Raw genomic sequence first — 26,521 nt, forward strand, 5'->3', positions numbered from 1 at the left:
GGGGCTGTTTCACGTGAAACCGATCGACCCGCGTCTGCTCCGTTACGCCCGCGCGACCCGGCTCTTCCTGGCGGCCGTGGTGGCACTCGGAACGGTCGGGGCTGCACTGGTCATCACCCAGGCCATGCTCATCGCCGAGGTGGTGGTGGGCGGGTTCGAGGACGGGCTCACCGTTCCCGGGCTGCGCACCCCGCTGATCCTGCTTGTGGCGGTCGCGCTCGGCCGCGGGCTGGTCTCCTGGCTGACCGAACTGGCCGCCTACCGGGCCAGCGCGGCGGTCAAGTCCGAGCTCCGCCGCCGGCTGCTCGACCGGGCGGCGGCGCTCGGACCGGACTGGCTGAGCGGCCAGCGCACCGGCTCCCTGGTGGCGCTCGCCACGCGCGGTGTAGACGCGCTCGACGACTACTTCGCGCGCTATCTGCCGCAGCTCGGACTCGCGGTGGTCGTTCCGGTGGCAGTCCTCGCCAGGATCGTCACCGAGGACTGGGTCTCAGCGGCGATCATCGTGGTCACGCTGCCGCTCATCCCGCTCTTCATGATCCTGATCGGCTGGGCCACCCAGTCCCGGATGGACCGCCAGTGGCAGCTGCTCTCGCGACTCTCCGGACACTTCCTCGACGTGGTCGCCGGACTGCCGACGCTGAAGGTCTTCGGCCGTGCCAAGGCCCAGGCCGAGTCCATCCGCACCATCACCTCGCAGTACCGCAGGGCCACCCTGCGGACCCTGCGGATCGCCTTTCTGTCGTCCTTCGCCCTGGAGCTCCTCGCCACCCTGTCGGTGGCACTGGTCGCCGTCACCATCGGCATGCGGCTCGTGCACGGTGAACTCGACCTCTACACCGGCCTGGTGGTGCTGATCCTCGCACCCGAGGCCTATCTGCCGATCCGTCAGGTCGGAGCGCAGTACCACGCGGCAGCCGAGGGGCTCTCGGCCGCGGAGGAGATCTTCGCGATTCTGGAGACCGAGCCGCGAGCGGGCGGTACGGCGGACGTCCCGCCGTCGCTGCGGCTGGAGCTGGAAAGGGTGACCGTCCGGCACGAGGGCCGTGCCGAACCTTCGCTCGACGGGGCCTCGCTGGTGGTGGACGAGGGAGAGACCGTCGCCCTGGTCGGCCCGAGCGGTGTCGGGAAGTCCACGCTGCTCAATGTGGTGCTGGGGTTCAAGGCGCCCGACGAGGGGCGGATACGGGTCGGCGGCGTCGATCTGGCGACGCTCGCGCCCGAGCGCTGGCGGGAACGGATCGCCTGGGTGCCGCAGCGCCCCCAGCTCTTCGCGGGCACGATCGCGGAGAACGTACGGCTGGCCCGGCCGGACGCGGACGACAGCGCGGTGACGGCGGCGCTGCGGGACGCGGGGGCGCACGACTTCGTGGCGGAACTGCCCGACGGCGCGCAGACGCTCCTCGGCGAGGACGGTGCGGGACTCTCCGCCGGTCAGCGGCAGCGGCTCGCGCTCGCGCGGGCGTTCCTCGCCGACCGGCCGCTCCTGTTGCTCGACGAGCCGACCGCGAGCCTGGACGGCGAGACGGAGGCGGGGATCGTCGAGGCGGTACGGAGGCTGGCGGCGGGGCGGACCGTGCTACTGGTCGTGCACCGTCCGGCGCTGCTCTCGGTCGCCGACCGCGTGGTGGTGCTGGACCCCGGTGCGGCACCGGAACGGCAGTGGGCAACGGTGCCGGGCGAGGCGGCGGCCGTGGTGCCCAGGCAGCCGCGCGCGGACGGCTCCGGGAACCGGGACACGTACGAAGCCGGGCAGGAGACCGAGGCGCTGCGGCAGACCGTGACCCGGTCCGGACAGGTGCTCGCCCGGGTCCGTGAGGCCGCAGGGGCACAGCGCGGACAGCTGGCGCTCGCACTGGTGCTGAGCAGTCTCGCTCTGGGGTCGGCCGTCGGACTCATGGCCGTCTCCGGCTGGTTGATCTCCCGCGCCTCCGAACAGCCCCCGGTGCTCTATCTGATGGTCGCCGTGACAGCGACCCGCGCCTTCGGGCTCGGGCGCGCCGTGTTCCGCTACGCCGAGCGTCTCGTCTCGCACGACGCTGTGCTGAAGATGCTCGCCGAGCTGCGCGTCGCCGTGTACCGCGGACTGGAGCGCATCACGCCGGCCGGACTGGGCCGGACGCGGCGCGGGGATCTGCTGTCCCGGCTCGTCGCCGACGTGGACGCGCTGCAGGACTACTGGCTGCGGTGGCTGCTGCCTGCCTGGACCGCGGTCGTGGTGGGAGCGGCGGCAGCCGGGTTCACCGGCTGGCTGCTGCCTCAGGCTGGTGTCGTGCTCGCCTTCGGACTGTTGCTGGCCGGGGTCGGGGTGCCGCTCGTGAGTGGCGCCTGTGCCCGTCGTGCGGAACGCCAACTGGCGCCCGCGCGGGCCGATCTGGCCACCCGGATCACCGATCTGCTCAGTGGGACCGCCGAACTGACCGTCGCGGGCGCCTTGCCCGCGCGCAAGGAGAGGACGCGGGAGGCCGACACCGTCCTGACCCGGATCGCGTCACGTGCGGCGACGGCCACCGCACTGGGCGGCGGCCTGTCGGCCCTGATCTGCGGCCTCACTGTCGTCGCCGCCGCACTCGTCGCCGTCCCGGCGGTTCACGACGGACGGCTGGCGGGCGTGGAGCTCGCGGTGGTGGTGCTCACCCCGCTTGCCGCCTTCGAGGCCGTCACCGGTCTGCCACTCGCCGTGCAGTACCGGCAGCGGGTCAAGCGGAGCGCGGAGCGGGTGTACGAGGTGCTGGACGCCCCGGTGCCGGTGCACGAGCCCGCGATCCCGGCCGAGACCCCCGCGACACCTTTCCCGCTGGAGGTACGGGGGGTGACGGCCCGCTACGCGGGAGCGTCGCGGGACGCCCTGGACTCCGTCGACCTGACGCTGACCGCAGGCCGGCGCATCGCGGTCGTCGGCACTTCGGGCTCCGGGAAGACCACCCTCGCGCAGGTCCTGCTCCGCTTCCTGGACGCGCGGGCGGGGACGTACCGGATCGGTGGTGTGGACGCCTCGGCGCTGGACGGGGACACCGTCCGGCGGTTCGTCGGGCTCTGTGCCCAGGACGCGCATGTCTTCGACAGCTCCATCCGGGAGAACCTGCGGCTGGCCCGCACCGTCGCAACGGACGACGAGCTGCGGGCCGCCCTCGCCCGGGCGCGGCTGCTGGACTGGGCAGAAGCGCTGCCCGACGGGCTCGACACCCTCGTCGGCGAGCACGGAGCGCGCCTCTCCGGCGGTCAGCGCCAGCGGCTCGCGCTGGCCCGGGCGCTCCTCGCCGGCTTCCCCGTTCTCGTTCTGGACGAGCCTGCCGAGCATCTCGACCTGGCGACGGCGGACGCACTGACCGCGGATCTGCTGGTCGCGACCCGGGGCCGTACGACAGTCCTGATCACCCACCGACTGACGGGGCTCGAAGCGGTCGACGAGGTGCTGGTGATGGACGCAGGCAGGATCGTGCAGCGTGGTCCGTATGCCGCTCTCGCGGCGGCGGACGGACCGCTGCGCCGGATGCTGGAACGCGAACGGGAGACCGTGCGGGAGGCGGATCGAGTGCCGGACAGCGCCGCGCGGGCGTAGAACGGGCGTGGAAGACGGGCGGCGGCCCCCGGATCGGTCCGCAGGACCCATCAGTCCACTTTCCTCCCTAAATAGGACTAACTAGGCTCTGGGTATGGCAGAGCAGGACCCGAAGGACTCACTCGAAGCCGCAACGCAGGCGACCCGCGGTCTGCAGGGCCTGTCCACCGAGCTCACCGCCCGCGTCCCGCAACTGCTGGAAGCGATGCGCTCCGTCGGCACCGGGCTCGAACTGCACTCCACCCTCGATCGGATCTGCGAGACCGCCGCCGATCTCGCCCACGCCGCCTACGCCGCCATCGGCGTCGCCGACGAGGGGGGCAAGGGGCTCTCCGACTTCCTCACACACGGAGTATCGACAGAGGTGGAAGCCGCGATCGGGCACCGGCCCGATGGACACCGTGGACTCCTCGGTGCACTGCTCCACGACCCGGCCCCCGTGAAGCTCGCCGATCTGACGGCCGATCCGAGGTTCGCCGGATTTCCCCCGGGCCATCCCCCGATGCGGACCTTCCTCGGCGTCCCGATCCGGGTGCAGGGCGAGATCTTCGGCAATCTCTATCTGGCCGAGAAGGACGGCGGGGGCGAGTTCACCGACTACGACCTGCACCTGGTTCGGGTGCTCGCCACGGAGGCCGGGATCGCCATCGGCAACGCCCGGCTGTACGAGGCGGCACGCCAGCGCGAGCGGTGGATCGACGGATCGGTGGCCGTGACCACCGCGCTGCTCTCCGGCGGGGACGCCGACGACGCCCTCACCGTCGTCGCGGAACAGGCCCGCCACCTCGCTGCCTCCGCCGCGGGGATCGTGCTCCTTCCGGCCGAGGGGGGTGGGCTGGAGGTCGTCGCCGTCTCCGCCGACGAGCCGTCCGCCCCGCTCGGGTTGATCATCGGCCCGGAGAGTCCGGTGGTGGCGAAGCTGCTGGCCGGTGAGGCGGTCTTCACAGACGACTCGGCCACCGACTTCCGCATGGTCACCCGTCTTGCCCACCGGTTCGGCCCGAGCATGCTGCTGCCGCTGCACAGCGGCGGACGGGTGCTCGGCGCACTCGCCACCCCGCGAGCCCGGGGCGACCGGCCGTTCACCGAAACGGAACGGACCCTGGCCACACAGTTCGCCTCGCAGGCCGCACTCGCGCTGATGATGGCCGAGGCGCAGCGGGATCGGGAGCGGCTCGCAGTCTATGAGGACCGTGACCGGATCGCCCGTGACCTGCACGATCTCGTCATCCAGCGGCTGTTCGCCACCGGGATGATGCTGGAGAGCGCCCAGCGCCGGTCGGTGGTGCCGGAGGTGCAGACCGGTGTCGGCCGGGCGGTCGACGAGCTGGACGTGACCATTCAGGAGATCCGTACCGCGATCTTCGCGCTGCAGCAGGAACCGGCCGAGGCGCCGGCCGGGCTGCGCACCCGCGTCCTGCGCGAGATCAACATGGCGGCCGTCCCCCTCGGCTTCAAACCGTCGCACCGCTTCCTCGGCCCGGTCGACTCACTGGTCGGCGAGCTGACCGGCAAGAACCTGATCGCGGCGTTGCGGGAGGCGTTGTCGAACGCCTTCCGGCATGCCGGGGCGTCCCGCATCGACGTGGTCGTCGATGCGACCGCCACGCTGCCCGACGGACGCGACGCGGTACGTCTGTCGGTCGCCGACGACGGGGTGGGCATCCCGGAGGGCGGCCGGCGCAGCGGGCTGCGGAACCTGGCGCGCCGGGCGGAATCGCTGGGTGGGGCGAGCTGGTTCGGGCCGGGAATCGCTGACGACGGGGGCGGCACGACGGTGGTGTGGGAGGCACCGCTGTGACGGCCGCCTTTCGGGGTTCGGGCGGCCTCGGGGTGATCGGCGGGCGTTTTCAGCCTTCGCTACGGTGCTTCCGGCGCTCGGCGACGAGCCGCTCGATGACGACCGCGACACCGTCCTCGTTGTTGGTGACGGTCCGGCCGGAGGCAGCGGCCAGCGCTGCGGGGTGGGCGTTGCCCATCGCGTACGAGGTGCCCGCCCAGCTCAGCATCTGCACGTCGTTCGGCATGTCCCCGAAGGCGACGACCTCGGCGGGCGAGATGCCGCGCTCGGCGCAGCAGAGTGCCAGCGTGCTGGCCTTGGAGACGCCGGGACCGCTGACTTCCAGCAGGGCCGTGGGGCTGGACCGGGTGAAGGACGCCCGGTCACCGGCCGCGGTGCGAGCCACTTCGAGGAATTCGTCCGGTGCCAGTTCTGCGTGGTGCGCGAGGAGCTTCAGAACGGGGGCTCCTGTACCGCGCACCTCTTCGTGGAGCAGCTTCTCGGCGATGGCGACGGTGGCGCCCGGGTCGAAGTGGAACGGCGGGTAGGACGGTTCGTAGTGGATGCCGGTGGTCAGCTCGACGGCGAACGAGGTGCCGGGGGCGGCCACACGCAGGGTGTGGACGACATCGAGGGCGATATCGCGTTCCAGCGGCCTGACCTCGACCAGCTTGCCGCCCGCGTGCAGATCGGCGACCGCGGCGCCGTTCGCGCAGATCGCCAGACCGTGGCCGTGGACGTGGGCGCTGACGACATCCATCCAGCGGGCCGGTCGGCCGGTGACGAAGAAGACCTCGATCCCGGCCTCCTCGGCCGCGGCGAGTGCCGCGATTGTGCGGTCCGAGACGGTTTTGTCGTCGCGCAGCAGAGTGCCGTCCAGATCGGTTGCAATCAGCCGGGGGGCGGCAGGCAGAGGCGAATCGATAGCTGAGGTCACTCAGCCATTCTCGCGTACGGGAGCGCACGGGTGTGCGGAGGGGCGCGCATTTGAGGATGCGCGCCCCTGAGCTGGGGAACATGTCTGAGGCATATGCCAGAGGATCCGGCGGGCCGCTGTCGCGCTGTCGGCAGCGGGTGTGCCGGCCAGCGGGCGGCGGGTATCGCGGTCGGCGGGCGGCAGGCGTGGGTCAGCCGAGCTGGGACAGGCCCTCCGTGGCGATCCGCTCGAAGACCTTCTCGTCCGCCGCGAAGTCGGAGTCCGCGATCGGCGTGTGGATGACGATCTCCGTGAAGCCCAGCTCGAAGTGGGAGCCCGCGAAGTCCACGAACGCGTCGAGGGACTCCAGCGGGCGGTCCGGGGTGAAGCCGGTGAGCAGGATCTTGTCCAGCTCGGCCACATCCCGGCCGACGGCCTCGCAGGCCGTGCCGAGCTTGGTGATCTGCCCGCGAATGGCCTCCACGGACTGCTCCGGGGTGCCCGTCTCGAACAGCTTGGGGTCTCCGGTGGTGACCCATGCCTCGCCGTACTGTGCGGCGAGCCTCAGCCCGCGCGGCCCGGTGGCGGCCACCGCGAAGGGCAGCCGCGGCCGCTGCACACAACCGGGGATGTTCCGCGCCTCGTTCGCCACGTAGAGCTCGCCCTCGTGCGTGACCGACGGCTCCCGCAGCAGCCGGTCGAGCAGCGGCACGAACTCGGCGAAGTGGTCCGCCCGTTCGCGCGGGGTCCACGGTTCTTCGTCGCTCCCACGCAGCGTCGTTGCGTCGAAACCGTTGCCGCCTGCGCCGATACCGAGGGTGATGCGTCCGGCGGAGACGTCGTCCAGCGTGATGAGGTCCTTGGCCAAGGTCACCGGGTGCCGGAAGTTGGGGGACGTGACAAGGGTGCCCAGACGCAGCCGCTCGGTGACGGCGGCCGCGGCGGTCAGGGTCGGAATCGCGCCGAACCACGGTCCGTCGCGGAAGGTCCGCCAGGCCAGGTGGTCATATGTGTACGCGGCGTGGAACCCCAGCTCCTCGGCGCGCTGCCAGATCTTCCGGCCGTCGCTCCAGCGGTGGATCGGCAGAATTACAGTGCTCAGACGCATACCTACGACCATACGGTGGACGTGCAGCGGACAAAAAACCCACGACAGCCCTAACGACGGACGCTGCGGCTGAGCCAGGGCGACAGGGTTCCGCGCGGCACGAGCTCCTTGTAGGTCTCGTCGCCTGGCAGCGGCACCATCAGCCACCATCCGGGCGGGAAGACTGTGCCCTTCACATGGGCCATCCCGGTGTGGACCGACCGCAGGAAGGCGGGCACGGAGTCGCGTGGGACGTCGGGGAACTCGATGCCGTCGACAGTGATCTTCGCGTCGTCGTCAGGGAAGACCTGAACGGTGACGGCCGGGAAGCCGCTCAGCTCGACGAAGGCTTCGTGCGGCAGCGAGCCGTCCGGATCGGTGACCGAGAAGGCGCCGGCGGAGGTACGCCGGGAGACCTGGTCGGCGCCGATGTCATCTGTGGTCCGCACCTCCAGGCCGAATTCGCGGGCGACCTCGCGGATCGCCACGACTACGGCTTCGGTGCTGGCGAAGTGGGGACGGTCCATGCTCACGATCATGCCGGTGCCGCCGAGTCGGTGCGGTGGGTCGGCGTGGTGGGGGGCGGGGGCGATCGGACCCGGCCGGGGCCGTTCGGGTTCAGCCGGGGAAGCGCAGGAACTCGGGCGGAACCGCCTCTGTCAGCCAGACCCCGTTCGCGCTGACGTAGAAGACATGACCCGCTCGGTGCATCGCGGCCGCGTCCACGGAGAGGACGACAGGCCGGCCGCGCCGGGCGCCGACACGGGTCGCCGTCTCGCGGTCGGACGACAGGTGGACGTGGCGTCGGTTCATGGGGCGCAGCCCCTCCGCGCGGATCGCGTCCAGGGCGCGACCCACCGTGCCGTGGTAGAGGTACGCGGGCGGCTCGACCGGCGGCAGATCGAGGTCCACCGGGACGGTATGGCCCTGGCTCGCACGGATGCGGTCGCCTTCGATGGCGTAACGCTGTTTGTCGTTGACCGCGACGACATGGTCGAGCTCGGCCCGGGTGATGGGGAAGTCGTGCCGGGCCGTGGCGCGGAGCAGCTCGTCGATCGACACCCAGCCGTTCGCATCGAGAGTGATGCCGATCCGCTCCGGTTGATGCCGCAGGTGTTTCGAAAGGTATTTGGACACCTTGACGGTGCGTCTTTCATCCATCCCGCAAGAGTGCCCGTGACGATCTCGTCGGCGCATCCGGATTTGCTCAGGATTCAGACCAGCGATTTTCACCCACAGGTTTGATCCACAGCCAACTTGGTTTATCCACAGGCGATTTGACGATTCTGTGGACAAGTCACGGCGTAATCAATCCATTTGATCAACTTGCCTGAATTTGGCATGTGATGCGGTAAGTGTATCCAATGTCCGTGCCTGTACCTCGCGTTCGGCGGCAGCCGCGACGAAAGCCGCGACGTTCTGCGGCCCAACAAGCTGTTGAACCGCCCCTAGTGTGTCCGGCGGCAGCAGGACGGGGCGGGGCTCTCCTGCAGAGGGAGCCGAGCCGAGCGGCGTATCCGCGCCGAGGTGATGCTGTAGATGGCGGGTGGCGAACGTCCGCATGGCGCGCGCCAGTTCCGCATCGACCGTCTGCTGGGCGAGCGGGCGAAGTCGCCGCACAAGCTCTGCGGCTTCGACGGCATCGGCGTCCGTCGGTGGGCGATGGCCGAGGTAACGCGCGAACACGTGCTCCGTGGTGAACTCCAGGAAACGCGCGGCGATGTGTTCGACCTGACCGCGAAGCTCCCTCAGATGACCGGAGATTGCTGTCAGCGGTACGCCGGCTCCGTGCAACTCGACAGCTACCGAAAGCTCTTGTGGACTCGGCACCAGAAATTCGTCGGGCCGGCCCGGGATCGGCTCGAGCACGCCGAGCTCGACCGCCTCGGCGACCGCCTGGTCGTCCTGCGCACCGCCGAATCTCCTGTTCAGCTCGTCCCGGGAGATCCGGTCGGCCTGTTCGTCCGTCCAGGGCCCATGCACCTCGGCGACGAGCCCGAGCACCCCGCCGAGGCCGCGGCCCGCGTCCCACGCCTCCAGCAGTTCCTTGATGCTGGCCAGCGTGTAACCGCGGTCCAGCAGGTCGGCGATCTGCCGGAGCCGGGCAAGATGTGTGTCCCCGTACACATTGGCCCGGCCGCGCCGCTCCGGTGTCGGCAGCAGTCCCCGGTCCTGGTAGGCCCGGATCGTGCGGACCGTGGCGCCGCTCGCATGCGCCAGGTCCTCGATCCGGTATTCGGCGGCGGACCGGCTCGTCACCGCCGACGTTCCCCGCCCGCTCACAGCGGCGGCTTCAGCCGGGCGATCCCGCGCAGCGCTCCGGGGCTGAACCTGGACAGGAACCGGGCGGCGCGGGCCTCCGGTGTCACCGGCACCACGGCCCGGTTGTGCACCACGGCCTCGATGATCGCGTCGGCGACCTTCTCCGGAGGGTAGTTGCGCAGCCCGTACAGCCGGCCGGTCCGCTGCTGCAGCCGTTTCTCCTCGGCGGCGTCGGCCCCGGCGAAGCGCGCCGTCGCAGTGATGTTGGTGTTCACGACACCGGGGCAGATCGCGCTGACCCCGATCGAGCGCTCGGCCAGTTCGGCCCGCAGGCACTCGCTGAGCATCAGCACGGCCGCCTTGGAGGTGCTGTACGCGGGCAGCGCCCGGGACGGCTGATACGCGGCGGCGGACGCGGTGTTGACGATATGGCCGCCCTGGCCACGCTCGGCCATCTGCTTACCGAAGATCCGGCAGCCGTGGATGACTCCCCACAGATTGACGTCGAGGACGTTCTTCCAGTCCTCGCTCGTGGTCTCCAGAAAGGAGCCCGACAGCCCGATCCCGGCGTTGTTGACCAGGACGTCGACGACGCCGTACTCGGCGGCGACCTTCTCGGCGAGCTTCTCCATCGCCTGCTCGTCGCTGACGTCGACCACCTCGCCCCAGGCCGCGGGGGACCCGATCAGACGGGCCATCTCGGCCGTTCTGGCCGCCCCTTCCGCGTCCCGGTCCACGGCCACCACCCGGGCGCCGGCCTCGGCGAAGGCGAACGCGGTGGCCCGTCCGATACCGCCGGCCGCGCCCGTCACCAGCACCAGCTGCCCGCCGAACCGGTCCGCGTGCGCCCCGGTCGGTGCGGGGGCCTGGAGCGGCCGCCCGTCCTCCTGGGCCGACTCGATGCCGGACACGAACTCGCTGATCCAGGAAGCCAGCTGGTCCGGCCGGGTGCGTGGCACCCAGTGCTTGGCCGGCAGGGTGCGCCGCACCAGCTGCGGTGCCCACAGCTCCAGTTGGTCGTAGAGCCGCTCCGAAAGGAAAATGTCACCGGTCGGTGTGATCAGCTGGACCGGCACATGTGCGAAAGCGTCGTCACGCGGCCTGCGCAGCCGGGCACGGACGTTGTCGCGGTAGAGCCAGGCGCCGTGCGCCGCGTCGTCCGGCAGGGAAGGCGTCGGGTAGTCGCCTGCGGGCACGCTCTCCAGCCGCTGCAGTATCCGGGGCCACCGCTTGCCGAGGGGACCGCGCCAGGCAAGCTCCGGCAGCACCGGAGTGTGCAGCATGTACACGTACCAGGACTTGGCGCCCTGGCCGAGCAGCTGGCCGACCCGGCGCGGGGTGGGCCGGGACATCCGCTGCTTGATCCAGTGCCCGAAGTGGTCCAGGGAGGGACCCGACATCGAAGTGAAGGAAGCGATCCGGCCCTCGGTGCGCTTGACCGTCGCGAACTCCCACGACTGGACCGAACCCCAGTCGTGTCCGACCAGATGCACTGCCCGGTCCGGGCTCACCGCGTCGGCCACGGCCAGGAAGTCGTCGGTCAACTTCTCCAGCGTGAACCCGCCGCGCAGCGGCTTCGGCGCCGTCGACCGGCCGTGTCCGCGCACGTCGTACAGCACGACATGCCACTGCTCGGCCAGCTGCTCCGCGACCTGCGTCCAGACCTCCTTGCTGTCCGGGTAGCCGTGCACGAGCACGACCGTGGGACGCGTCTCGTCGCCCAGCTCGGCAACGCACAACTCGATCCCGCCGGTACTTACCCGGCGTTCGCGGATCCCCGGCACATCCTGAAGACTCACGCCGCCACCCTTTCCTCGGCCCAGCGCCGCACATGCGGCAGATCGTCGTCCAGCCAGAAGGCGCTCTGCTCGGGGTCCTTGGAGTCGGTGACGACCAGGATCTCCTCGAACTTGGCGCCTGTGCCCCGGAATCCGAGATGGGGCTCGACCGCCCACAGCCCCGGCTGCGGCGGATGGTCGGAGAAGCTGTACGGGCTCCACAGCGGCGACCAGCCGTCCCGGTGCCCGTGCAGTGCATCGCTGACCAGCCCCTTGAGCGACTGCGTGCCGAACCCGAAGACACGCGGGGACCAACGGCGTTCGGCGACCCGGTCGATCTTGTGGGCGATGACTCCGAAGGGGTACGCGCGATGCCTGTTGGCATACCCCTGCCTGATCATCAGGCGCTCGACGTCCTCATAGATCTCGCGCAGAGAACGCCGCTCGCGCACCTCGCCCAGAAGCAGCGCGCGGTGGGCTTCCAGATCGGCGAGGAGCTTGTCGTGCAGCGGGTTGAGCCCGAGGCAGCCGGAGTATCCGATGTCCGCCGTGAACCCCTTGTGCACCGGAGCCATGTCGAGGATGAACGGCATCCCCGGCTCCAGCTTCCGGTTGGTCGGGAAGAACTGCAGCGGCACCTTGAAACCGGCGAACGCCGTACGGTCCCCGAACCAGGCGAACGGGAGATGGAACCAGTCCCGCACCCCGCGCTCGCGCAGCCACTCCCGCTGCATCCGGGCCGCCTCGCGCTCCGTCACACCCGGTTCGAGCCTGGCGGCGACCGCCTCCGCGCATGCGTACGCGAGGCGCTGCACCTCTCTGAACCCCTGGAGTTCCGGGGCCGTTGCGTCCTTCACCGGTGAGGCCATGCCACCGTCCGTCCCATGCCGTGTGCGGTACGTGCTCGTAACGTGACACTGATGAATGTGACAATGCCCGGCGGCTACGTCAAGGGGCGTGCGCAGACCTGTGGACAACTCCACGAGCACCCCGCACCGGCCCGCCTCCGGCCACACCTCTGGCTTTCGTCCCTCTGTCCCCTCTCGTCCCGCTGTTTTCGTCGCTCTCAGCCGTCCTCCTTCGTGGGGTCCCCCTACGGGTCCGTACGACTGGAGTCTGATGCGGATCCAACCGCCTGGTCTGACGACCGGTGTGGCCCGCGCCACTACCTTCGAGTACGTGACTGTGATCGCAACCGAAAGCCTGAGCAAGCGGTTCCCTCGGGTGACCGCTCTTGACCGGCTCTCCCTGGACATCGGGCCCGGTGTAACCGGCCTGGTGGGTGCCAATGGAGCCGGCAAGTCCACACTGATCAAGATCCTGCTGGGTCTGTCCCCCGCAACCGAAGGCCGGGCCGCGGTGCTCGGGCTGGACGTCGCCACCAGTGGCGCCGCCATCCGGGAACGGGTCGGCTACATGCCCGAGCACGACTGCCTGCCACCGGACGTCTCGGCCACCGAGTTCGTCGTCCACATGGCGCGGATGTCCGGCCTGCCGCCGACGGCGGCGCGCGAGCGCACCGCCGACACCCTGCGCCATGTGGGGCTGTACGAGGAGCGCTACCGCCCCATCGGCGGCTACTCGACCGGTATGAAGCAGCGTGTGAAGCTGGCTCAGGCGCTGGTCCACGACCCGCAGCTGGTCCTCCTCGACGAGCCGACCAACGGGCTGGACCCGGTAGGGCGGGACGAGATGCTCGGCCTGATCCGCCGCATCCACACCGACTTCGGCATCTCGGTCCTGGTGACCTCGCACCTCCTGGGCGAGCTGGAGCGCACCTGCGACCATGTCGTCGTCATCGACGGCGGCGCACTGCTGCGCTCCAGCTCCACCAGCGATTTCACCCAGACCACCACGACCATCGCGGTCGAGGTCACCGACAGCGACACCCACCCGGACGGCACGGACGCGCTGCGCCGGGCGCTGACCGCGGCCGGGGTCAGGCTCGTGGGCCGCGACGGCATCGAGGCCGACAGCCTGCCCGGCGCCGGTCACATCCTGCTGATCGAGGCCACCGGCGAGGAGACGTACGACGTCGTCCGCGACAGCGTCGCCGGGCTCGGACTCGGGCTCGTACGGATGGAACAGCGACGCCACCACATCGCCGAGGTCTTCCGTACCGAAGGCACCACAGAGGCAGCGGAGACAGCCCTGGCCGGCGCCGCACAGCAGAAGGGGAGCGGTCACGATGAGCACTGAGACCGGGGCCGTGACCGGGAGCGAGACCACCCGGATCCACAACATCGGGTACCGCTCCTACGACGGCCCGCGCCTGGGCCGCGGCTATGCCCGCCGCTCGCTCTACTCGCAGTCCCTTCGGGGCTCCTTCGGACTGGGTCGTTCGGTCAAGTCCAAGGTGCTGCCGATGCTGCTCTTCGGTGTGATGTGCCTGGTCGCGCTGATCATCGTGGCCGTCGCGATGGCCGCCCCCGACGCGACGAAGCTCGTGATCAAGTACACGGACTTCGCGATCTATCTGCAAGCCGTCATCGGCCTGTTCATCGCTTCGCAGGCACCGCAGTCCGTCTCCCGGGATCTCCGTTTCAAGAGTGTCCCCCTCTACTTCTCGCGGCCCATCGAGCGTGCCGACTACGTCGTCGCCAAGTACGCCGCCATGGCATCCGCCCTGTTCATCCTCACTGTGTCGCCGCTGCTGGTGATGTACGTGGGCGCTCTGCTGGCGAAGTTCGACTTCGCCGACCAGACCAAGTGGTTCGGGCAGGGGGTGGCGTCGGTGGCGGTGCTCTCCGTGCTCTTCGCCGGGCTCGGTCTGGTCGTCGCCGCACTGACACCGCGCCGCGGCTTCGGCGTCGCGGCGGTGATCGCCGTGCTGACCATCTCGTACGGAGCGGTCTCCACGGTCCAGGCCATCGCTTGGGAGACGGGCTCGGCGGGCGCGGTGCAGTGGCTGGGCCTCTTCTCGCCCATCACGCTGATCGGCGGCGTCCAGACCGCGTTCCTCGGTGCCACCTCCGCCTTCCCCGGAGGGGAAGGACCGGGCACCGGGGTAGGTGTGGTGTACCTGATCGTTGTTCTCGCGCTTGTCGCCGGCTCGTACGCCGTACTGATGCGCCGCTACCGGAGGGTCGGGCTGTGACCACCATCGAGATCGACCACACCTCGCGCTGGTTCGGCAATGTGGTCGCCGTCAACGACGTCAGCATGACCGTGGGCCCCGGCGTGACCGGGCTGCTCGGCCCCAACGGCGCGGGGAAGTCCACGCTGATCAACATGATGGCCGGGTTCCTTGCTCCGTCGACGGGCAAGGTCACGCTCGACGGCGCGCTGATCTGGCGCAACGAGGCGGTGTACCGGCAGATCGGGATCGTGCCGGAGCGGGAGGGGATGTACGACTTCCTCACCGGCCGCGAATTCGTCGTCGCCAATGCGGAACTGCACGGACTCGGTGATGCGGCGGCGCGCAAGGCGCTGGCCACGGTCGAGATGGAGTACGCGCAGGACCGCAAGATCTCCACGTACAGCAAGGGCATGCGTCAACGCGTGAAGATGGCGTCCGCGCTGGTCCACGAGCCGTCGGTGCTGCTCCTCGACGAGCCGTTCAACGGGATGGACCCGAGGCAGCGGATGCAGCTGATGGAGCTGCTGCGGCGGATGGGCGCCGAGGGCCGTACGGTCCTGTTCTCCTCCCACATCCTCGAAGAGGTCGAGCAACTCGCCTCGCACATCGAGGTGATCGTGGCCGGACGGCATGCGGCGTCCGGCGACTTCCGGAAGATCCGCCGGCTGATGACGGATCGCCCGCACCGCTATCTCGTACGGTCCAGCGACGACCGGGCACTCGCTGCCGCGCTCATCGCCGACCCGTCGACGGCCGGGATCGAAGTCGACCTGGGCGAACAGGCCCTGCGGATCCAGGCGGTCGACTTCGGACGATTCACCACGCTGCTCCCGAAGGTCGCGCGTGAACACGGCATCCGTCTGCTGACGGTCTCGCCGTCCGACGAGTCCCTCGAATCGGTCTTTTCCTATCTCGTAGCGGCCTGAGTAGCGGCCTGAAAGGAGCTGTGAAGCGTCATGTACAACCCCACAGTCGCCCGGCTCACCTACCGGGCCCTGCTCGGGCGGCGCCGGGCCGCGATCCTCTTCGTCCTGCCCGCGCTGCTGATCGCCATCGCCGTGGCGGTACGGATGTTCGCCGGGGCCGATGACCAGGTCGCCGCCAATGTGCTGGGCGGTTTCGCCATCGCCACGATGGTGCCGCTGATCGGTGTGATCGCCGGTACGGGGGCCATCGGCCCGGAGATCGACGACGGATCGATCGTCTATCTGCTGGCCAAGCCGGTGAAGCGGCCGACGATCATCTTCACCAAGCTGATCGTTGCGATCGCCGTGACCATGGTCTTCTCCGCCCTGCCGACATTCGTCGCGGGTCTGATCCTCAATGGCAACGGCCAGCAGATCGCGGTGGCGTACACGATCGCGGCGCTGGTCGCCTCGATCGCGTACAGCGCGCTGTTCCTGCTGCTCGGCACGGTCAGCAGGCACGCAGTGGTCCTCGGTCTGGTCTACGCGCTGGTCTGGGAGGCCCTCTTCGGCAGCTTCGTGCCCGGGGCGCGCACGCTCAGCGTGCAGCAGTGGTCGCTCGCGCTTGCCGAGAAGGTCGGCGGGGAAGGCGCGATCACCTCCGAGGTCGGACTGCCGCTCGCGACGGTTCTGCTGGTGGCAGTCACGGTGCTCGCCACCTGGTACGCGGGCCAGAAGCTGCGCACGCTGAAGCTCGCCGGCGAGGAGTGAGCGGGAGCCCATCGCAATCTCTTCGCACCTCGTATGCGGCAACCCCCGTCCACTGGGCGGGGGTTGCCGCATGAGCGGACAGTCGTACGCGTAACTGTCCGTTTATCGGCTCGTTGTTCAGGGTGCGTGGAGGCAACTGGAATCCGTGGCGTCGTAGCGTTCGTGAAATCGGGGATTGCCGATGCCGGTGAGGGAACACCCGCCGGGTCGGTCATTGGGTGAGTGGCAACCGTGAGCGTCCTCCGCCTCTGAAGCCCGGGGACAGGGCTGTCCATCGTCGGTTTCACCATCGGAAGGCATGTCCATGCCCACGGAAGTCGCCCTGCTCGAATCGCGCGCGCTGCGCGTCGAGCAGATGGGGCGCGTCGACGTCCTCGACAAGGTCAAGAGTCTTGTCATGCTCCCGGACGGAATTCACGTCCGCACAGAGGACGTGGCTCGTTACTTCGAAGTATCCACAACCGCCGTCAGAAGGCTCACCGACCGGCATCAGGGCGAGCTCGCGGAGAACGGCATGCGGGTGCTGCGCGGCGCTGATCTGCGCTCCTTCCATAGCGACATCCTGTCGCTATGGGAGAGGGAGGGGAGGGAAAAGCCGGAAAGTTATCCACAGGCAGCCACTCAGATCCGGCTGTACACCCGCAGGACCGTGCTCAATGTCGCGATGCTTCTTCGCGACAGCGACATCGCGCGATGCGTCCGTACATACCTGCTCGACGCCGAGCAGGACCTGCGTGCGGGGTACGCCTCGCTCGAACATCGCGTCACCAGGGTCGAGAGTTGCCTCGCCGGAGTCGGCAGCGCTCTCCAGGAGCTCGGGCCGGTCCTCAACCGGATGTCGCACCGGCTCGACAGCCTCGACCGTCGGCTGGACGCCACGCATCAGGTCGTCGGCGCCATGAGCGTACGGCTGGGCCACATGTCCGAGGACATCGTCCGCATCGATGGCCGGATGGATGATCTCGCCCGCAACCTGAAGGATCTGAGCCGCCGCAACAGGCAGCGTTGATCCGACTGCTGATCGCGGACTTTCGGTACCACCCGGAAAATGGGTGGCACCGAAAGTCCGCCCCAGGCACAGTTGTTGGTGCGGCACAGGCCGACAGCGAATTCCACAGACCGGGAGAGGAGCGCGACGATGACCGAGAGTCCGAGTCCGTCGAATTCCCATCGGGGCGGCCCGGAGCAGGCGCCGGAGTAACCATCACCTCACTCCGCCGAGCCGCTCGCAGCGGGAAGCCCGGGGCGGCCCTTCTGCGCGCATCGCGCGGCCGCCCTCCCGGAGGATTGGCCGAGTGGTAAGGCAGCGGCTTGCTAAGCCGTCGTCGGGGCCTGGACCCCGCGCGCGTTCGATCCGCGCATCCTCCGCACAGTTGGTCAGCCCGGTCGGAACAGGCAACTCATCTGCGCATCTGTGCGCCGGTGCAACTGAGCAACCGGCGCAGATGCCTAGAGCAGCTGTTCCAGCACCACTGCGATGCCGTCGTCCTCGTTCGACGCGGTGATCTCGTGTGCCACGGCCTTCAGGTCGTCGTGCGCGTTGGCCATCGCCACACTGTGCCGCGCCCAGGCGAACATCGGGATGTCGTTCGGCATGTCACCGAAGGCGAGCGTGTCCGCCGCCTTCACGCCCAGTCGGCGCGCTGCCAGCGAGAGCCCGGTCGCCTTGCTCAGCCCCAGCGGCAGGATCTCCACCACGCCGGGTCCTGCCATGACCACGTCGACCAGGCTGCCGACGGCTCCGCGCGCGGCTTTCGCCAGCGCGTCGTCGTCGAGTGCCGGATGCTGGATGTAGACCTTGTTCAGCGGCGCGGACCACATCTCGGTCGCGTCCTCCACGAAGACGGCCGGAAGCGGCCCCTCCTGCACCCGGTAGCCGGGGCCGACCAGCACCTCGCCGTCGAGTCCGTCGCGGCTCGCCGCCAGCGCCAGCGGGCCGACCTCCGCCTCGATCTTGGACAGCGCGAGACCGGCGAGCTGCCGGTCCAGCGTCAGCGAGGTCAGCAGCTTGTGCTCGCCCGCGTGGTAGACCTGCGCGCCCTGACCGCAGACCGCGATGCCGTTGTAGCCCAGGTCGTCCAGGATGTGGCGGGTCCACGGGACGGCCCGTCCGGTGACGATGATGTGCGCGGCACCGGCCGCCGTCACGGCGGCCAGTGCCGCGCGGGTGCGCTCGGAGACCGTGTCGTCGTTACGCAGCAGCGTGCCGTCGAGGTCGGTCGCGACGAGCTTGTAGGGGAAGGTCACTTGGCGACCGGCTCCAGAACCTCACGCCCGCCCAGGTACGGACGGAGCACCTCGGGCACCCGCACCGAACCATCGGCCAGCTGGTGGTTCTCCAAGATCGCCACAATGGTGCGCGGTACGGCGCAGAGCGTGCCGTTCAGGGTGGCGAGCGGCTGAACCTTCTTGCCCTCGCGCATCCGGACGGAGAGGCGACGCGCCTGGAAACCGTCGCAGTTCGACGCTGACGTCAGCTCGCGGTACTTGCCCTGGGTCGGGATCCACGCCTCGCAGTCGAACTTCCGGGAGGCCGAGGACCCCAGGTCGCCGGTGGCCACATCGATCACCTGGAACGGCAGCTCAAGACCGGTGAGCCACTGCTTCTCCCAGTCGAGGAGACGCCGGTGCTCGGCCTCGGCGTCCGCCGGGTCGACGTACGAGAACATCTCGACCTTGTCGAACTGGTGGACCCGGAAGATGCCTCGGGTGTCCTTGCCGTACGTACCGGCCTCACGGCGGAAGCACGGCGAAAAGCCGGCGTATCGCAGCGGCAGCTTGTCCGCGTCGATGATCTCGTCCATGTGGTACGCGGCGAGCGGGACCTCGGAGGTGCCGACCAGGTAGTAGTCGTCCTTCTCCAGGTGGTACACGTTCTCCGCGGCCTGGCCGAGGAAGCCGGTGCCCTCCATGGCGCGCGGGCGAACCAGCGCCGGCGTCAGCATCGGGATGAATCCGGCCTCGGTGGCCTGCGCGATCGCAGCGTTGACCAGGGCGAGCTCGAGCAGCGCACCGACACCCGTCAGGTAGTAGAAGCGCGAGCCGGAAACCTTGGCGCCGCGCTCCACGTCGATGGCGCCGAGTGCCTCGCCGAGTTCCAGGTGATCCTTGGGTTCGAAGCCCTCGGCGCCGAAGTCGCGGATGGTGCCGTGCGTCTCGAGAACGACGAAGTCCTCCTCGCCCCCGACCGGCACGTCCTCGTGGACGATGTTGCCGAGCTGCAGCAGCAGGCTCTTGGCCTCCGCGTCCGCCTCGTCCTGTTCCGCGTCGGCGGCCTTGACGTCGGCCTTCAGCTGCTCGGCCTTCTTGAGCAGCTCGGTGCGCTCCTCGGGCGAAGCCTTGGGGATGAGCTTGCCGAGCGCTTTCTGCTCGGAGCGGAGTTCGTCGAAGCGGACACCGGACGACCTGCGCCGCTCGTCGGCGGAGAGAAGAGCGTCGACGAGCGCGACGTCCTCTCCACGGGCGCGCTGGGAGGCGCGAACACGGTCGGGGTCCTCACGGAGCAGGCGAAGGTCAATCACGCGTCCAGGCTACCGGTGTGCGCTTCCATAGCTCGAACCGATATTGCCGAGCGTGTCACTTTGCCCGAATTGCCGGAATTGGCAATGCTGGGGAACGCTCGATGTCGTAGGTGATCTTGGCCGTCAAATAAAGAGCTCCTATTCCCCTAAATGGGGTATTAAGGGGCTTCCGTTCTTGACGTACCAACCTTGCGTGGGGCGGGAGTTGGAGGTCTTGTCCACAGGGGGCGGTGACCCTCCGAAGTTATCCACAGGCTGTGAAGAAGATCTGTGGACACAGGAAGAGATCATTCCGAAAGCCACATGAAGGCTCATGGATTCCCTGTTCAAACTCGCTTCACACACTCATTCGGGTGGGAATTCCTCGTCCTAAAGAGTTGATCAATGGAATTGAGGTGACACAGGCCGACCTGCGGCTCTGTGGAGGGGTGTGGGGTGACTGGAGCGATTTGTCGACCATGTCGTATTGAGGTGTCGACTTGTCCCCAGGTCGAGAACCAGCCCTGTGGATAACTCTGTGGGTTATGAAAATCGGGTGATAGCACCGGTGATGGGCACACGCCACCGCGGCACGGGGAGTAGCCCCGGCCCTCGATCTCCGCCCTCGGGCCCGCCCGTCAACCGCGGCCCCTGGTCCCGACCGTCAGGCCCGGCCGTCCTGATTCCGGGCCAGCCAGTCCGAGGCGTCCGTGAAGTCCGTGTCCGACGTCCCCGCACGCGGCGGCCGTACGTCCTCCGGCGTCACTCCGGCCCGCGGATACGAACCGAGGAACCGCACCTTCGGGCAGATCCGCTTCAGCCCCATCAACGCCTCGCCGACCCTGCGGTCCGCGATGTGCCCCTCGGCGTCCACTGCGAAGCAGTAGTTCCCGATGCCTGCACCCGTCGGGCGCGACTGGATCAGCATCAGGTTCACCCCGCGCACCATGAACTCCTGGAGGAGTTCGAGCAGCGCACCGGGGTGGTCGTCGCCCAGCCAGATGACCACCGACGTCTTGTCCGCACCGGTCGGCGCCGCCGGCCGGGCCGGGCGGCCCACCAGGACGAAGCGAGTCTGCGCGTTCTCCGCGTCGTGGATCTCCGTCACCAGTGGTTCGAGACCGTACGTCGCCGCCGCGAACTCACCGGCGAAGGCGGCGTCGTACCGTCCCTCCTGCACCAGCCGCGCACCGTCCGCGTTGGACGCGGCCGACTCCCACACGGCCTCAGGCAGATGGGCCGCCATCCAGTTGCGTACCTGCGGCTGCGCGGCCGGGTGCGCGGTGACCGTCTTGACGTCGGACAGCTTGGTGCCGGGCCGCACGAGCAGCGCAAAGGTGATGGAGAGCAGCACCTCGCGGTAGATCATCAGCGGTTCGCCGGTCGTCAGCTCGTCGAGGGTCGCGGTGATGCCACCCTCGACGGAGTTCTCGATCGGAACGAGTGCAGCCGCGGCAGCCCCGCTCCGTACCGCGTCCAGAGCCGCCGGTACGGAGACCATCGGGACAAGTTCCCGGGTGGCTGCTTCCGGGAGCGTACGGAGGGCGACCTCGGTGAAGGTGCCTTCGGGACCGAGATAGGCGTAGCGCGTGGCGGACATACCGTCACCCTAATGCGCCGCGGTCGCTCACGACTCCAGCAGCCGCTGACCCACGTACTCGCCGTCCGCCGCGCCGCCCGGCACTGCGAACAGGCCGCTCGCCTCGTGCCGGATGAACGGCGACAGCGCGTCTCCCCGGTCGAGCTTGCGCTGTACCGGCACGAACCCCTTCAGCGGATCCGCCTGCCAGCAGATGAACAGCAGTCCGGCGTCCGGAGTACCGTCCGCCGCGATGCCGTCGTGGTACGAGAAGGGGCGCCGCAGCATCGCCGCGCCGCTGTTCCTCTCGGGGGAGGAGATCCGGGCGTGGGCGTTGTCCGGGATCAGCAGCTTGCCGTCGGGCCCCGCCTTGTCGAGGTCCATCTCGGTGGTCTCGGTGCCACCGCTCAGCGGTGCGCCGTCCGCCTTGCGCCGCCCTATGACCCGCTCCTGCCGGTCCAGCGGGAGCTTCTCCCAGTCGTCGAGCAGCATCCTGATCCGTCGCACGACTGCGTACGAGCCACCGGCCAGCCAGCCGTATTTCGCGTCGTCGCCCTCCGCCGTGTGCGACGGGACGAAGATGCGCCGGTCGAAGTCGCTCTCCGACGGCTTGGGGTTGGCGGTGCCGTCGATCTGGCCCATCAGATTGCGGGCGGTCATCGGCTTGGCCGTGGCGCCGGGGGTGCGGTTGAAGCCGTTCATCTGCCAGCGCACCCGGGCCGTCGTGGTGGCTTCCTTCTGGATGGCGCGCAGTGCGTGGAAGGCGACGAGAGCGTCGTCGGCACCGATCTGCACCCAGAGATCGCCGCCGGAGCGCTTGGGGTCGAGCCGGTCGGAGGAGAACGGCGGCAGCGGGTCCAGCCCCGGCGGCCGATGGGCCACCAGGCCCGTGCGTTCGAAGAAGGTGTGCCCGAAGCCGAAGGTGACGGTCAGCGAGGACGGTCCGGCGTCCAGCGCGATCCCGGTGTCGTGCGTCGTGCCGTCCGCACTGCCGCCGGCGGTGGGTTCGCCGGCCATCAGCCGCTGGGCCACGGTGGACCATCGGCGCATCAGGGCGGCGGCTTCCTTCCGTCCCGCGCCGGGTGCCAGATCGAACGCGACGAGATGGCCGCGCGCCTGAAGCGGAGTGGTGATCCCCGGTTGATGTTTCCCGTGAAACATCGTCCGGGCCGCGCCGATCGTCGTCAGCGCGGTCGGCTCGTCGGAGCGGGTCGCGGCATAACCCGTCGCGCCACCTGCCGCACCCAGCACCAGTCCGGCCGCACCGGCCGCGCCGACACCGCCGAGCAGTCGCCGCCGGGAGAGGTCCCCCGTTGCGGCCTCGGCTCCGGCGCCCGTGCCGAGCTTGCCGTTCGCGTCGCCCGTGCCGTTCTTGCTGCTGGAGCCGCGCTTGCCGTTCGCGCTGCTCATGCTGGTTCCGCTCATGATCCCGCTCAGCCGATCTTCACGTTCTTGGCGATGGTGGTCTGATCGATGTCCGACGTCCGCACGGTCACCGCCATCTTCCAGTTGCCCGCCATCGGGATCTGGACGCCGCTCGCTGTCCAGTGCCCCTCGGTGAGCCGGTCGGGGACGACGGGCAGCGGACCGATGTCCTTGGACGCGAGGGTGAAGGCGAGCTTCACCTCGGGGACGTCCATGGGCTGTCCGTCGGGGCCGTCGATCCAGATGTGGAGCCCGTTGGCGCCGGTTCGACCGGGGTCGATGTCCATCCGGACCGTCCCCTTGCCGTTCCGGCCGCCGGTGTCGAACGGCAGGCTCACCGCGATGGGGCCCGCTGCCGTGGGCGCGGATGCGGCCGTCGAGGTGCGGGCCGCTTCCTCCTCGGTACGTCCGGGCTCGGTCGAGGTCAGCACGGTCGTCACCGCCAACAGCGCCACCGCGACCCCGACTTCCGCCAGTACCGAGCGGCGGAGCCCGGACCGGTCGGGGTCGGCGTCGCGGATCCGCTTCTTCGTTGCGGTCGCCACGGCGGCCTTCTGCCGGTCGAGTTGGGCTGCCCGTGCGGGATCCGCGGGCACGGTCGCCGGCTCGGTCTCCACAGCGCTCCCGGTGCCGGCGTCAGCGGTACCGGCACCCGTGCCCTGCGCCTTTGTCGTGCCCGCAGGCAGGCGCGCCGTCCAGCGCCGCGAGATCCAGGCGACCCCGACCAGGACGGCGACGAGCCCCACCTTCACGAGCAGCAGCTGCCCGTACCGGGTACCGGTCAGCGCGGACCAGGAGCCGACCTGTCGCCAGGACTGGTAGAGCCCGGTCGCGGTGAGCACCAGCACACTGCCGAACGCGATACGGGAGAAGCGGCGTACCGCCGTGACTTCGATGTCCGGGGTCCGGTAGAGCGCGACCAGCAGCGCGGCGAGGCCGCCCAGCCAGGCGGCGACGGCCAGCAGGTGCAGTACGTCGACCGGCATCGCGATGCCGGGCTGGATCCCGGTCGAGGCGTGTTCGGCCAGCGCCCATGTCCCGGCGATCCCGGCGGCGATGACCGCGCCACCGATGGCCAGCCCGAAGGTGAGGTCCTTCTTCTCCCGCTCGTCCTCGCGCTTCGCGTACGCCCCGAACAGCACGGCGATGAAGAGTGCGGAGGCGCCGAGCAGCAGCAGCCGGGAGACCAGCGCGGCCCCCGGCTTGGTGTCCAGCACGGCTTTCAGGCCGTCCAGGTCGAAGATGTCCGCGAGCTTTCCGGAGCCGGTGTACGGGTTGCGCAGCAGAAGCATGACCAGGGTGGCCGTGGTGAGCGTCATCCAGCCGCGTACGACCAGGCGCTGCAGCGGGCGGGCGCTCGCCCCGCGCTGCCAGCAGGCCAGTACGAAGGCTGCGCCACCGGCCAGCAGGATGAAGCCGGCGTACGCAGCGTAGCGCGCGATGCCGTAGAGCGTGCCGACGAGGCCGCCTCCGGCCTGGTCCGTCGGAAGGGCGACGGTCGTCTTGGACGGGGCTCCGATGGAGAAGGTGAAGGCGCCGGAGACCGGGTGGCTGTCCGCGGAGACGGCCTGCCAGGCCACGGTGTACGTGCCGTCGGGCAGCCCCGCGTGCAGCGGGACGCTGTACTTCACGGTGGAGGCGATTTGCAGGTTGCGTGGTTCCGCACCGGTATCGGCGCGTTTGCCGCTCGGGTCCAGGACCCGGACGGAGCCGTCACCCATGGCGACCTGTTCGGAGAAGGTGAGCGTGACCTCCTTGGGGGCGGTGGCGACCACCGCCCCGTCCTGCGGATCACTCCCGGTGAGCGCGGCATGCGCGGACGCCGGTCCAGCGCCGCCCAGCAGCAGGCCGAACACCGTGCCGACGAATACGGCAAGGAGTGCGGCAGCGGCGAGTGGGCGACGCATCGGGGACACGGACGGGGTCGGTCCGAAGTGCGGGGCGGTGGCTGTCATGGAGTGTCAGTCCCTCACTGCTTCTTCGGGTTGTGGGTGGTCTCCTTCACGGGAAGGTCGACCTTTATGGGGTCGGCCTTCTCGAAGTGCAGCTCGACGGACACCTTCTCGCCCTGCCTGGGCTGCTGCTTCAGTTTCATGAACATGATGTGGTTGCCGCCGCGCTCCAGGTCCAGCTCGCCGCCCGCGGGCACCTCGAAGGACGTCACCATGCGCATCGTCTGGTTCGTCGTCCGGTGGATCGTGACGTCGTCGGAGAGCGGGCTGGTGACCGAAGTGAGCCGGTCGGAACTGTCGCCGCTGTTCTGTACGACGAGGAAGCCGGCCGCCATGTCGTTGACCGGCTGCGGCATGAAGGCGCCGGTCACCTTCAGTTCGGGCTTGCCGCCCGAGGTCGAGCACCCCGCCAGCGTCAGCCCGGTGGTGAGGGCGACGACGCCGGCGAGGACGGTGCGGCGGTTCACGGGTTCTCCCCCTTGATGATCTTGGGGAGGTCCTTGGTGTAGTCGTCGGGCGTGGTGTCCTCGCTGTACAGCACGTACCCCTTGTCGGTCTTCGGGGAGAACGCGATGACCTGCGACCCGTGCATCGAGACGACCGTGCCGTCCTTCTCCTTCTTCGGAGGGTCGATGCCGATGCCGATCTGGCGTGCGCCCGCCTGGATGGTCGGGAAGTCGCCGGTGAGACCGATGAAGGAGGCGTCCTGGGCCCTGAGCCAGCTGCCCAGCGAGGACGGGGTGTCCCGTTCGGGGTCGGTGGTGACGAAGACGACCTGGAGCTTGTCCTGGTCGGCCTTGGGCAGGGACTTCTTGGCGATGGCGATGTTGCTCATGATGAGCGGGCAGACGTCGGGGCAGTTGGTGTAGCCGAAGTAGATGAGCGTCGGCTTGCCCTTGGTCCGCTCGCGCAGGTCGTACTTATTGCCGTGGGTGTCGGTCAGGACGAGGTCGGGCTTGGTGAACGGCTGGTCGAGCACCGTCGCGGCCTTGGTCTTCGCCTGGGCGGAGACGTCCGCGAGGGGCTTGTTGGCGTCGTCGCTGCTGCCGCAGGCCGACAGGGTGAGTGCGGCCGCGGCGACGAACGCCGCGACCAGCACCTTCTTCTTACGCATGGATTGCTGATTCCTGGTGGGTCGGTGATTCGGTGGGGCCGGAAGGTCAGGCGGTGCGTCGACGGCCGGCGAGGACGCCGAAGGCCACCCCGGCGGCGCCGATGAGGATGCCGACGATGCCGAGGATCCGGGCCGTGGTGTCACTGGAGGAGGACGGCGCGGCTGACGCCTCGGTGTGCTCGTCCTTCGTCCGGTCGGCGCCGGCCGCACCGGTCTTGGCGGCGGCGCCGTGCTCGTCGGTGGTCGCGGCGGTCAGCTTGAGAACCGGCGCCGGGCTCTCGGGCTCCTCGGCGCCGTCCTTCTGCTCCTCGATCCAGCGGACGACGTCCTTGTTGTCGTACGTCTGGATGGCCTTGAACACCAGTTGGTCGGCGTCCTCGGGGAGCTGGCCGACGGAGAGCGGGAACTGCTGGAACTGGCCCGGGCGGATGCCGAGGTCGTTCTTACTGCCCTCGGCGGACCAGGTGACCTTGGAGACGGCCTCGTTGATCTTGTTGCCGTGGACCTCGAGCGGCTTGGCGAGCTTGCTCTTGGTGACGACGATCTTCCAGCCGGGCACCGGCTGCGGCATCACGGAAGCGAGCGGGTGGTCGGTCGGGAAGTTGACCTCGAGCTTGGTCGTCGAGGCGTTGTCGCGCTCGTTGGGGACCTTGAAGTTGATCGTGGCGTAGCCGCCCTTGGCGGCCTCGCCCTGCGGCTGCACGCTGACGTGCGCGGAGGCCGTACCGGCAACGATCAGCACGGTGGACGCGGCGACGCCGCCGACGAGGGCGATGCGGGAAATGTTCATGGAAGGAATCACTCCACTGAA

The 26,521-nt window shown here is 69.3% G+C and carries 22 protein-coding genes and 1 tRNA gene; 8 read left to right on the forward strand and 15 right to left on the reverse strand.

Features of this window, described 5'->3' with window-relative positions:
• Positions 1 to 13: 13 nt before the first annotated feature.
• Positions 14 to 3,562 carry a thiol reductant ABC exporter subunit CydD gene (cydD, locus tag OHB49_RS21970; protein WP_329162369.1) on the forward strand — a complete coding sequence of 1,183 codons (3,549 nt, stop codon included), beginning with the start codon at positions 14 to 16 and terminating at the stop codon, positions 3,560 to 3,562.
• A 94-nt stretch (positions 3,563 to 3,656) separates the two neighbouring features.
• A complete protein-coding gene (locus tag OHB49_RS21975) occupies positions 3,657 to 5,363 on the forward strand; it encodes a sensor histidine kinase (protein WP_329162370.1) in 1,707 nt (568 codons plus the stop codon).
• Between the two features lie 49 nt (positions 5,364 to 5,412).
• On the opposite strand, the gene OHB49_RS21980 is transcribed toward OHB49_RS21975, so the two are convergent.
• From OHB49_RS21980 to OHB49_RS22010, 7 genes are all read right to left on the reverse strand, one after another.
• Entirely contained in the window at positions 5,413 to 6,279 is an 867-nt protein-coding gene (locus OHB49_RS21980; protein WP_329162372.1) for a Cof-type HAD-IIB family hydrolase, read from the reverse strand.
• Positions 6,280 to 6,469: 190 nt separating this feature from the next.
• A complete protein-coding gene (locus OHB49_RS21985; protein ID WP_443079550.1) occupies positions 6,470 to 7,378 on the reverse strand; it encodes an LLM class flavin-dependent oxidoreductase in 909 nt (302 codons plus the stop codon).
• A 38-nt stretch (positions 7,379 to 7,416) separates the two neighbouring features.
• Positions 7,417 to 7,872 (reverse strand): hypothetical protein, encoded by a 456-nt coding sequence (locus tag OHB49_RS21990; RefSeq protein ID WP_329162375.1) that lies wholly within the window; start codon positions 7,870 to 7,872, stop codon positions 7,417 to 7,419.
• Between the two features lie 91 nt (positions 7,873 to 7,963).
• Positions 7,964 to 8,506 carry an RNA 2'-phosphotransferase gene (locus OHB49_RS21995; protein WP_030973840.1) on the reverse strand — a complete coding sequence of 181 codons (543 nt, stop codon included), beginning with the start codon at positions 8,504 to 8,506 and terminating at the stop codon, positions 7,964 to 7,966.
• Positions 8,507 to 8,653: 147 nt separating this feature from the next.
• Complete coding sequence (locus tag OHB49_RS22000; RefSeq protein WP_329162378.1) at positions 8,654 to 9,604, reverse strand: MerR family transcriptional regulator; 951 nt, start codon at positions 9,602 to 9,604, stop codon at positions 8,654 to 8,656.
• A gap of 20 nt (positions 9,605 to 9,624) precedes the next feature.
• Positions 9,625 to 11,406, reverse strand: a complete 1,782-nt coding sequence (locus OHB49_RS22005) for an SDR family oxidoreductase (RefSeq protein WP_329162380.1) — start codon at positions 11,404 to 11,406, stop codon at positions 9,625 to 9,627.
• On the reverse strand, positions 11,403 to 12,254 hold the full coding sequence (locus tag OHB49_RS22010; protein ID WP_329162382.1) for a M24 family metallopeptidase: 852 nt from the start codon (positions 12,252 to 12,254) through the stop codon (positions 11,403 to 11,405). The genes OHB49_RS22005 and OHB49_RS22010 overlap by 4 nt, the downstream gene beginning before the upstream one ends.
• Positions 12,255 to 12,609: 355 nt before the next feature.
• Here OHB49_RS22010 and OHB49_RS22015 point away from each other — a divergent pair, with 355 nt between their 5' ends.
• From OHB49_RS22015 to OHB49_RS22040, 6 genes are all read left to right on the forward strand, one after another.
• Positions 12,610 to 13,584: an ABC transporter ATP-binding protein gene (locus OHB49_RS22015; RefSeq protein ID WP_329166576.1), complete on the forward strand. Its 975-nt coding sequence runs from the start codon at positions 12,610 to 12,612 to the stop codon at positions 13,582 to 13,584.
• Entirely contained in the window at positions 13,574 to 14,482 is a 909-nt protein-coding gene (locus OHB49_RS22020) for an ABC transporter permease (RefSeq protein WP_329162384.1), read from the forward strand. Before OHB49_RS22015 ends, OHB49_RS22020 begins: the two co-directional genes overlap by 11 nt.
• Complete coding sequence (locus tag OHB49_RS22025; RefSeq protein ID WP_030929934.1) at positions 14,479 to 15,390, forward strand: ABC transporter ATP-binding protein; 912 nt, start codon at positions 14,479 to 14,481, stop codon at positions 15,388 to 15,390. The genes OHB49_RS22020 and OHB49_RS22025 overlap by 4 nt, the downstream gene beginning before the upstream one ends.
• A 30-nt stretch (positions 15,391 to 15,420) precedes the next feature.
• A complete protein-coding gene (locus OHB49_RS22030) occupies positions 15,421 to 16,140 on the forward strand; it encodes an ABC transporter permease (protein WP_329162386.1) in 720 nt (239 codons plus the stop codon).
• A 304-nt stretch (positions 16,141 to 16,444) separates the two neighbouring features.
• Positions 16,445 to 17,149 carry a hypothetical protein gene (locus OHB49_RS22035; protein ID WP_329166577.1) on the forward strand — a complete coding sequence of 235 codons (705 nt, stop codon included), beginning with the start codon at positions 16,445 to 16,447 and terminating at the stop codon, positions 17,147 to 17,149.
• A gap of 272 nt (positions 17,150 to 17,421) precedes the next feature.
• Positions 17,422 to 17,508, forward strand: a tRNA-Ser gene (locus OHB49_RS22040).
• Positions 17,509 to 17,589: 81 nt separating this feature from the next.
• Here OHB49_RS22040 and OHB49_RS22045 read toward each other — a convergent pair.
• The 8 genes from OHB49_RS22045 to OHB49_RS22080 form a co-directional block, all read right to left on the reverse strand.
• Entirely contained in the window at positions 17,590 to 18,387 is a 798-nt protein-coding gene (locus OHB49_RS22045) for an HAD family hydrolase (protein WP_030973850.1), read from the reverse strand.
• Entirely contained in the window at positions 18,384 to 19,661 is a 1,278-nt protein-coding gene (gene serS / locus OHB49_RS22050) for a serine--tRNA ligase (protein ID WP_267004211.1), read from the reverse strand. The genes OHB49_RS22045 and serS overlap by 4 nt, the downstream gene beginning before the upstream one ends.
• A 643-nt stretch (positions 19,662 to 20,304) precedes the next feature.
• Positions 20,305 to 21,240 (reverse strand): prephenate dehydratase, encoded by a 936-nt coding sequence (gene pheA / locus OHB49_RS22055; protein WP_329162388.1) that lies wholly within the window; start codon positions 21,238 to 21,240, stop codon positions 20,305 to 20,307.
• A gap of 27 nt (positions 21,241 to 21,267) precedes the next feature.
• Positions 21,268 to 22,629: an iron uptake transporter deferrochelatase/peroxidase subunit gene (efeB, locus tag OHB49_RS22060; RefSeq protein ID WP_329162389.1), complete on the reverse strand. Its 1,362-nt coding sequence runs from the start codon at positions 22,627 to 22,629 to the stop codon at positions 21,268 to 21,270.
• A gap of 23 nt (positions 22,630 to 22,652) precedes the next feature.
• Positions 22,653 to 24,599 (reverse strand): copper resistance CopC/CopD family protein, encoded by a 1,947-nt coding sequence (locus tag OHB49_RS22065; RefSeq protein ID WP_329162391.1) that lies wholly within the window; start codon positions 24,597 to 24,599, stop codon positions 22,653 to 22,655.
• 14 nt (positions 24,600 to 24,613) lie between these two features.
• Positions 24,614 to 25,063, reverse strand: coding sequence for a copper chaperone PCu(A)C (locus OHB49_RS22070; protein WP_030973861.1), 450 nt, complete (start codon positions 25,061 to 25,063; stop codon positions 24,614 to 24,616).
• Complete coding sequence (locus tag OHB49_RS22075) at positions 25,060 to 25,710, reverse strand: SCO family protein (RefSeq protein ID WP_329162394.1); 651 nt, start codon at positions 25,708 to 25,710, stop codon at positions 25,060 to 25,062. Before OHB49_RS22075 ends, OHB49_RS22070 begins: the two co-directional genes overlap by 4 nt.
• A gap of 46 nt (positions 25,711 to 25,756) precedes the next feature.
• Positions 25,757 to 26,500: a YcnI family copper-binding membrane protein gene (locus tag OHB49_RS22080; protein WP_329162395.1), complete on the reverse strand. Its 744-nt coding sequence runs from the start codon at positions 26,498 to 26,500 to the stop codon at positions 25,757 to 25,759.
• Between the last annotated feature and the right edge of the window lie 21 nt (positions 26,501 to 26,521).

Origin of the sequence: Streptomyces sp. NBC_01717 (assembly GCF_036248255.1) — a bacterium.
In the GTDB taxonomy this organism is placed as follows: domain Bacteria; phylum Actinomycetota; class Actinomycetes; order Streptomycetales; family Streptomycetaceae; genus Streptomyces.

What these genes read in the sequence shown, in the direction of transcription:
- OHB49_RS22020 (WP_329162384.1), top strand. Translation starts at nt 13,574, where the DNA reads ATGAGCACTGAGACCGGGGCCGTGACCGGGAGCGAGACCACCCGGATC.
- OHB49_RS22065 (WP_329162391.1), bottom strand. Translation starts at nt 24,599, where the DNA reads ATGACAGCCACCGCCCCGCACTTCGGACCGACCCCGTCCGTGTCCCCG.
- OHB49_RS21985 (WP_443079550.1), bottom strand. Translation starts at nt 7,378, where the DNA reads ATGGTCGTAGGTATGCGTCTGAGCACTGTAATTCTGCCGATCCACCGC.
- efeB (WP_329162389.1), bottom strand. Translation starts at nt 22,629, where the DNA reads ATGAGCAGCGCGAACGGCAAGCGCGGCTCCAGCAGCAAGAACGGCACG.
- OHB49_RS22075 (WP_329162394.1), bottom strand. Translation starts at nt 25,710, where the DNA reads ATGCGTAAGAAGAAGGTGCTGGTCGCGGCGTTCGTCGCCGCGGCCGCA.
- OHB49_RS22035 (WP_329166577.1), top strand. Translation starts at nt 16,445, where the DNA reads ATGCCCACGGAAGTCGCCCTGCTCGAATCGCGCGCGCTGCGCGTCGAG.
- OHB49_RS21995 (WP_030973840.1), bottom strand. Translation starts at nt 8,506, where the DNA reads ATGGATGAAAGACGCACCGTCAAGGTGTCCAAATACCTTTCGAAACAC.
- OHB49_RS22010 (WP_329162382.1), bottom strand. Translation starts at nt 12,254, where the DNA reads ATGGCCTCACCGGTGAAGGACGCAACGGCCCCGGAACTCCAGGGGTTC.
- OHB49_RS22030 (WP_329162386.1), top strand. Translation starts at nt 15,421, where the DNA reads ATGTACAACCCCACAGTCGCCCGGCTCACCTACCGGGCCCTGCTCGGG.
- OHB49_RS21990 (WP_329162375.1), bottom strand. Translation starts at nt 7,872, where the DNA reads ATGGACCGTCCCCACTTCGCCAGCACCGAAGCCGTAGTCGTGGCGATC.
- OHB49_RS22080 (WP_329162395.1), bottom strand. Translation starts at nt 26,500, where the DNA reads ATGAACATTTCCCGCATCGCCCTCGTCGGCGGCGTCGCCGCGTCCACC.
- OHB49_RS21975 (WP_329162370.1), top strand. Translation starts at nt 3,657, where the DNA reads ATGGCAGAGCAGGACCCGAAGGACTCACTCGAAGCCGCAACGCAGGCG.
- pheA (WP_329162388.1), bottom strand. Translation starts at nt 21,240, where the DNA reads ATGTCCGCCACGCGCTACGCCTATCTCGGTCCCGAAGGCACCTTCACC.